General features: G+C 76.8%; 7 protein-coding genes. All 7 read right to left on the bottom strand.

Annotated elements, in window-relative coordinates; genetic code table 11:
• On the bottom strand, window positions 1-982 hold a 982-nt coding region (locus AC0CYZ_RS18735), incomplete at its 3' end, for a bifunctional uroporphyrinogen-III C-methyltransferase/uroporphyrinogen-III synthase (protein ID WP_472218045.1).
• Window positions 983-1,027: 45 nt separating this feature from the next.
• Window positions 1,028-1,990 (bottom strand): hydroxymethylbilane synthase, encoded by a 963-nt coding sequence (gene hemC / locus AC0CYZ_RS18730; RefSeq protein ID WP_472218043.1) that lies wholly within the window; start codon window positions 1,988-1,990, stop codon window positions 1,028-1,030.
• On the bottom strand, window positions 1,987-3,411 hold the full coding sequence (locus AC0CYZ_RS18725; RefSeq protein ID WP_472218041.1) for a glutamyl-tRNA reductase: 1,425 nt from the start codon (window positions 3,409-3,411) through the stop codon (window positions 1,987-1,989). The genes hemC and AC0CYZ_RS18725 overlap by 4 nt, the downstream gene beginning before the upstream one ends.
• A complete protein-coding gene (locus AC0CYZ_RS18720) occupies window positions 3,408-4,169 on the bottom strand; it encodes a redox-sensing transcriptional repressor Rex (RefSeq protein WP_472218039.1) in 762 nt (253 codons plus the stop codon). Before AC0CYZ_RS18720 ends, AC0CYZ_RS18725 begins: the two co-directional genes overlap by 4 nt.
• Window positions 4,170-4,314: 145 nt before the next feature.
• Window positions 4,315-4,986 carry a hypothetical protein gene (locus tag AC0CYZ_RS18715; RefSeq protein WP_472218037.1) on the bottom strand — a complete coding sequence of 224 codons (672 nt, stop codon included), beginning with the start codon at window positions 4,984-4,986 and terminating at the stop codon, window positions 4,315-4,317.
• Complete coding sequence (locus AC0CYZ_RS18710) at window positions 4,983-5,600, bottom strand: hypothetical protein (RefSeq protein ID WP_472218035.1); 618 nt, start codon at window positions 5,598-5,600, stop codon at window positions 4,983-4,985. Before AC0CYZ_RS18710 ends, AC0CYZ_RS18715 begins: the two co-directional genes overlap by 4 nt.
• On the bottom strand, window positions 5,597-5,827 hold the full coding sequence (locus AC0CYZ_RS18705; RefSeq protein ID WP_472218033.1) for a glutaredoxin family protein: 231 nt from the start codon (window positions 5,825-5,827) through the stop codon (window positions 5,597-5,599). Before AC0CYZ_RS18705 ends, AC0CYZ_RS18710 begins: the two co-directional genes overlap by 4 nt.
• Between the last annotated feature and the right edge of the window lie 581 nt (window positions 5,828-6,408).

Raw genomic sequence — 6,408 nt, 5'->3', positions numbered from 1 at the left:
AGCGCCCGTCGACGAGGCCCTTGACCGCGCGTTCCATCTGTGCGGGCGACCGCGGCGGCTCGACGGCGATCGTCGGGACCTCCTCGGGCACCGCGCCGTGCACGCGCAGCCGGTCCGACATCGCGCCCGCCTGGTCCTTGGTGCGGGGCACCAGCACCCGCCAGCCGTAGAGCGCGCGCGACTCCCACCACGACAGGGCGGCCCGGTCGCCCGCGGCCTCCCCGACGGTGACCGTCAGCGGACCCTCGAGGTCGGCGCCGTCGGTGGTCAGGCGCTCGACGCTGGACGTGACCGTCCGCTGCTTCGACTCGGTGCCCTGCGAGGTGATCAGCGCCGGCGTCTCGGGCTTCCAGCCGTTCTCGACCAGCGACGACGAGGTCGACGCGAGGTCGGTGACCGACGCGGTGAGCACGAGCGGGCCGGGCGCGACCGCGAGCGTGGTCCAGTCCAGCCCGCCGCGGACGTCGACGGCGGTGTACGCCGAGCCCAGCGCGACGCCGGCGTAGGCCGGGACGGCGGTGCTCGCCGGCATGCCCGGCACCACGTCGAACGGCACCCCGGCGGCGGCGACGGCCCGGACCTCGGTGATCACGTTCCCGCGGGTGAGCGGGTCGCCCACGACGAGGCGGACGACGGAGGCACCGCCCTGCGCCTGCGCGGCGAGGTGCTCGGCGAGCGCCGTCGGGTCCTCGGGCAGCGCCTCGGCGACCTCGGCCCCGCCCGCCAGCGACCCGTCGGCCGGGGCGCCGTCGGGGTCGGGCAGCGGGGAGACCTCGGCGTCGCCGCCGGGCCGGCGGACCGTGACCGGGCGGGGCGCGTCGGCGAGCAGCGCGAGCACGTCGTCGGGCACGCCCGGGTCCGCCACGACGTAGGTCGCAGAGGCCAGCGCTTCGCGGGCCCGCACGGTCAGCAGCCCGGGGTCACCGGGTCCGCTGCCCACGAAGGCGACCCGTCCTGCGGTGGTGGAGGGGGGTGCGGTCATGTCCTGTCTCGTCCCATCGTCATCTCCCTGCGACGGTCGCGTCCGTCAGCCACCGGTCACGGTGGCCGTCGGCTCCGCGCCGTCGGCGAGCAGCTCGGCGGCCAGCGACCGCCCGATCTGCTCGGCATCCTTCGTCTCTCCGGTGGCCGAGTTGCGCACGAGCGCTCCCTCGGCCGTCGTGGCGAACGCCCGCAACGACAATCGCTCCACGATGCGCCCGTCGTCGTCCAGATCCTCGACGAGATCGGCCAGGGCACCGATGGCTGCGCTGCACGGCGATCCGAGCTCCTGCAGCACCGCCCGTTCGGCCGACACGGCGGCGGACGTCGATTCGTCGTGCAACGACGACCGCAGGAAGGTCTCGAGGCCGGTGTCGGCCACCCGGCACTCCACGGCGAGCGCGCCCTGGCCGGGGGCGGGCAGCATCTGCAGCGGATCGAGGACCTCGGTGGCCTCGCCCGCCCGGCCGATCCGCGCGAGCCCGGCCCGCGCGAGGACCACGCCGTCGACCTCGCCGTCGGTGACCTTGCGGATCCGGGTCTCGACGTTGCCGCGGATCCCGACGACCTGCAGCCCCAGGCCCAGCGCGTTGAGCTGTGCCGTCCGCCGGGGCGCGCCGGTCCCGATCACCGAGCCGGGCGGGAGCTCGCCGAGGACCATCTGGTCGCGGGCCACCAGCACGTCGCGGGGGTCGGCCCGCTCGGGCACCGCGGCCAGCACGACGCCGGGCAGGCCCGCCGTCGGGAGGTCCTTGTAGGAGTGGACGGCGACGTCGATGCGTCCCTCCAGCAGCGCCTCGCGCAGCGCCGAGGTGAACACCCCGACGCCCGCCTGGGCGATCGGTGTGTTCGCCGCCTGGGACCGGTCGCCCAGGGTCGAGATCTCCACGATCTCCACCTCGGCGCCCCGCGCGGTGAGCGCGTCGGCGACGCTCTGCGTCTGGGTCTTCGCCAGGTGGCTCGCGCGGGTGCCGATCCGGATCGTGCCCAGCTCGGTCGGCGCGGTCACCGGGCGCTCCCCGGGCCCCGCGGCGCGGGCGCGGCGAGCGCCTGGTCGACCTCGCCGCCCTCGAGCCACGCCGACTCCGCGGCGGACACGGTCTCGGCCGTGATCGCGGAGCCGCCCGGACCCGACGTGACCGCGGCGGGCGCCTGCGGGTCGAGCTCGAACAGCTCGCGCAGGGCCTCGGCGTAGGTGTCCCCGCCCGGCGACTGCGCCAGTCGCTTCACCTGCACGGTCGGGGTGTGCAGCAGCTTGTCCACGACCCGGCGCACGGTGCGCGCGAGCTCGCCGCGCACGTCGGCCTCCAGCCCGGGCAGCCGGCCGTCGAGGCGCAGCAGCTCGGCGTCCACGACCTCGGCGGCGCGGCGGCGCAGTGCGGTGACCGTCGGCGTGACCTCCGCGGAGCGCTGCGCGGCCAGGTAGGCGCGGACCTCCTCGGCGACCAGCGTGCGGGTGGCCTCGACGGCCTGGCCCGCCCCGGTCCCCGACAGGCGCTCCCCGAGCGTGGTCAGGTCGACCAGCGTCACCCCCGCCAGCGCCCCGACGTCGGGGTCGACGTCGCGCGGCAGGCCCAGGTCGCAGACGACGAGCGGGCGTGACGACGGCCGCGCGGCCACCCCGGTCCGGACGGTGTCGAGGTCGACGACGATGCCGACGGCGCCGGTGCACACCACGACGAGGTCGGTGGCGGCCATCTCGGCACCGATGGCGTCCAGCCCGACGACGCGGGCCGGCGTGCCCTCGGCGGCCACGAGGTCGGCGAGGTGGGCCGCGCGCTCGGGCGTGCGGTTGGCCAGGGCGATCTCGCCGATCCCCCGGCGGCGCAGCGCGGCGGCGGCGAGCCCGCCCATCGAGCCGGCCCCCACGACCAGCGCGCGGCGCCCGACGAGGTCGCCCAGCGCGGCCCCCGCGTCGTCGAGCGCCTCGGTGACCACGGAGGCGCCCGCGGCGTCGATCCCGGTCTCGGCCTGGGCCCGCTTGCCGACGCGCAGCGCCTGCTGCGCGACCTCGTGCAGGACGGTCCCGACGGTGCCGAGCTCGCGTGCGGTGGAGTAGGCGGCCCGGAGCTGGCCGAGGATCTGCGCCTCGCCGACGACCATGGAGTCCAGCCCGGCCGCCACCGAGAACAGGTGCTCGACCGCGGACCCGGCGTAGTGGACGTAGAGGTGGTCGGTCAGGTCGGAGACGTCGGCCTGGGCGTGGCGGGCCAGGACCCCGGAGACCTCGGTGAGGCCGCCGTGGAAGGTCTCCACCACCGCGTAGATCTCGATGCGGTTGCACGTCGAGAGCACGACGGCCTCGGAGACGTGCTCCCCCGCGATCAGCTCGTCGAGGACCTTCGCGGTGTCCTCGCCGGAGATCGTGACCCGCTCCAGCACCGACACGGGTGCCGTGCGGTGGGACACACCCACGAGCAGCAGACTCATCCGAACACCTTCTCCGTCTCGCTCGCCGACGGTGTCGACGCCGTCGCCCCAGGACCCCCGCGGGAGACGTGGAACGCCAGGATCTGCATCTCCACCGCCAGGTCGACCTTGCGCACCTCGACGCCGTCGGGCACCGAGAGCACGGTCGGCGCGAAGTTCAGGATGCTCCGCACCCCCGCGCCGACCAGCGCGTCGCAGACCTGCTGCGCCGCGACCGCCGGTGTCGCCACCACCCCGATGGTCACCCCGCGCTCGGTGCACACGCGTGGGATCTCGGCCACGTCCAGGACCTCCACCCCACCGATCTCGGTGCCGACCAGGGCCGGGTCGACGTCGAACAGCGCCGCGACCCCGAAGCCCCGCGCGGCGAACCCGCCGTAGCCGGCGAGCGCGTGCCCGAGGTTGCCCACTCCGACGAGCGCGACCGCGTGCGATCGGGTGAGCCCGAGCACGGACTCGACCTGCGCGGTGAGCCGCGAGACGTCGTAGCCCACCCCGCGCACGCCGGACGAACCGATGTGCGAGAGGTCCTTGCGCAGCTTCGCCGCGTTCACCCCGGCCGCCTGCGCGAGCACGTCGCTGGAGACCGTGCGCACGCCCCGCGCAAGCATCTCCGTCAGGACCCGCAGGTAGACCGCGAGCCGGGCGACGGTCGCGTCGGGGACCCGACGGAGCGGCGCGGGGCCGGTGGAGGCCGCGTCCGGGGTCGCGGGCGCCCCGGCCGTCACGGGGCGTGGGACACCCCCGTCCACCGTCACGCCGGGAGCCTCCTCGTGCCGCTGTGCTCGGATCGAGCCTACCGCTCGTGAACACACGCACAAAGTCGCTGGTCACGGCCGCGATTCGGTCCAGTGTGCCAGCCCGGGGCCCGGCGCGGCACGCCAGGGCACACGCGCGCCCGGCTCAGACGGTCAGTGCGTCGAGGCCGAGGGCGGCCCCCGCCGGCCCCGGGGCGACCCCGGTCGGGCGGCCCAGCAGGAAGGCGGCCGTCGCGCCGTGCATGGCGGCGACCGGCGCGAGCGTCGCCGCCAGCGCCGCCGCCCCGGCGTCGGTGAACTCCCCCGCCCGCGCGAGGACGGTGGCCGCCACCGAGGCCTCGACGTCCACGGCGACCGAGAGCAGGTCGGTGGGCGCCGCGGCCCGCCCGAGCGTGGCGCGGCGCTCGGTCTCCACCGAGAGCGGCGTCCCGGTGACGGCCGGGAGGCCGGCCGCGGTCAGCAGCGCGTTCCACGCCGCCGCGTGCTCGGTGTGCTGGGCCCCGGCCCCGGAGAGGAAGGCCGTGACGACGCCGGGCACCTGGCCCAGGCGGCCGTCGCTCGCGGCGAGGACGGCGCCCGAGTAGAGGCTGGCCGCGAGCGCGGAGAGCGCCGCGCACAACGCGATCCCCCGCTGGTCCCCGACGTAGGCGGGGCGCGGCGCGGTCGTCGTCGTGCTCGGCGGCGGAGCGGCGGCCGTCCCCGCGGGGCCGGCGGGCGGGGCGTCGGCGCCCGCGGCCAGCGCGCCCGCGCCGAGCCGGCCGGCGGCCGCGCCGCCGAGCCCCAGCCGGCGGGACGGCCGGCCCGTCGCGGCGCTCATCCCGAGCCCTCCTCGGGCGGGGACGCCTTCGCCGTCGGGAAGCGGGTGTCGGGGAACCCGACCGTCCCGACGGAGGCGGGGAGCGCGGCCAGGTCGGGCGGCGCCACGACGAGGTCGGAGCGCCCGGAGGAGAGCAGGGAGTTGACGACGAGCAGGCTCGCCTTCCGCGCGGCGGCCGCGGCCCCCACGCGCAGTGCGGTGGCCCGCAGCGCCGGGGTGGACAGGCCGGCGGCGTCCGCGACGAGGGTCTGCGCGAGGACGTCCTCGAGGGTGAGCGCCAGCCCGACGACGTCGGCCGGGGTGCGCACCGTCGGGAGGGCCTGGGCGACGACGGAGCCGTAGGCCGGGTCGGGGACGGTCTGGGCGCGGCCCCCGGCGCCGGTGGTGGCCGAGGCGAGCGCGTCGCGTGCGTCGCCGAGCTGCGTCACCGCGGTGGAGACGAGGTCGCGCACCACCGGGTTGGCGCGGTCGCCGCCGCCCGCCGACAGCCCCGCCAGGGAGCGGTAGGTCGACTGCGCGAGCACCACGAGCGAGGTCGCGGTCCGCAGCGCGGCGACGTCCCCGGCACCGGCCTGGGCGACGACGCCCCGCGCCGCGGAGGGCAACACCGTCACGCGGAGAGCGCCGTGCGCAGGGCGCCGGGGTCGACGCGCCACGTCGCGTGCTCCTCGCCGTCGACCAGCGTCACGGGGATGCGGTCGCCGAACTCGCCGCGCAGCTCGGGGTCGGCGGTGTCGATGTCGACCCGCTCCCACCCCACGTCGGCCTCGGCGCAGACCTGCCGGACGACGTCCTCCATGCGGTCGCAAGTCGTGCACTGCGCGCGCACCAGAACCGTCACCCGAACAGGCAGTCCTGTTCCGTCGACCACGTCGGACACGCCAGGAACCGTCCTCTCTCGACGTCGCTCCGAGGGGGAGTCTGGCAGATCCTCCCCGACCGCCGACGGTGCGGTCTCGACCTCTCACCGCAGGTCAAGTGCATGTCAACGAGCCTGGTCCGGGTGGGTGGCGCTCCGGTGACGAGGGCCTCGGACCCGCACGTATGCTCCGTCCCCAGCGTGCTCCCCGATCGCTCGAGCGGACGGGTCCGCGCGCCCGGAACCGAGTGGTCGTCCAGCGAGGGAGAACGCTTTGTCCGCTGTCGTCCTCGACGGTGCCGTGGCCGCAGCCACGGCCGACGGGGCGCGATGACGGTCGGCGCCGGCGGGTCGCCGGAGCCGGGGCGCGATCGACGCGACCGGTCCGGCCGCACCGCGTCCATGACCGACACCCCGCCGCAGTCGCACGACGTCGTGGCGGACCGTCGGAGTCCCGGTCCGCCCGAGCAGGGCTACGGGCCCCCCTACCCGGAGCAGCGCGGTCCCGACGCCGGACGCCCGCCCGCGGGCCCACGTCCCGTCGACCACCCCTCGCACCCCGA

This window comes from Actinomycetospora sp., from assembly GCF_055612215.1.
This window is presented reverse-complemented; position numbering and strand designations above follow the sequence as displayed.

Coding starts and splice junctions, on each gene's coding strand:
- AC0CYZ_RS18725 (WP_472218041.1), bottom strand. CDS start 3,411: ATGAGTCTGCTGCTCGTGGGTGTGTCCCACCGCACGGCACCCGTGTCG.
- AC0CYZ_RS18715 (WP_472218037.1), bottom strand. CDS start 4,986: ATGAGCGCCGCGACGGGCCGGCCGTCCCGCCGGCTGGGGCTCGGCGGC.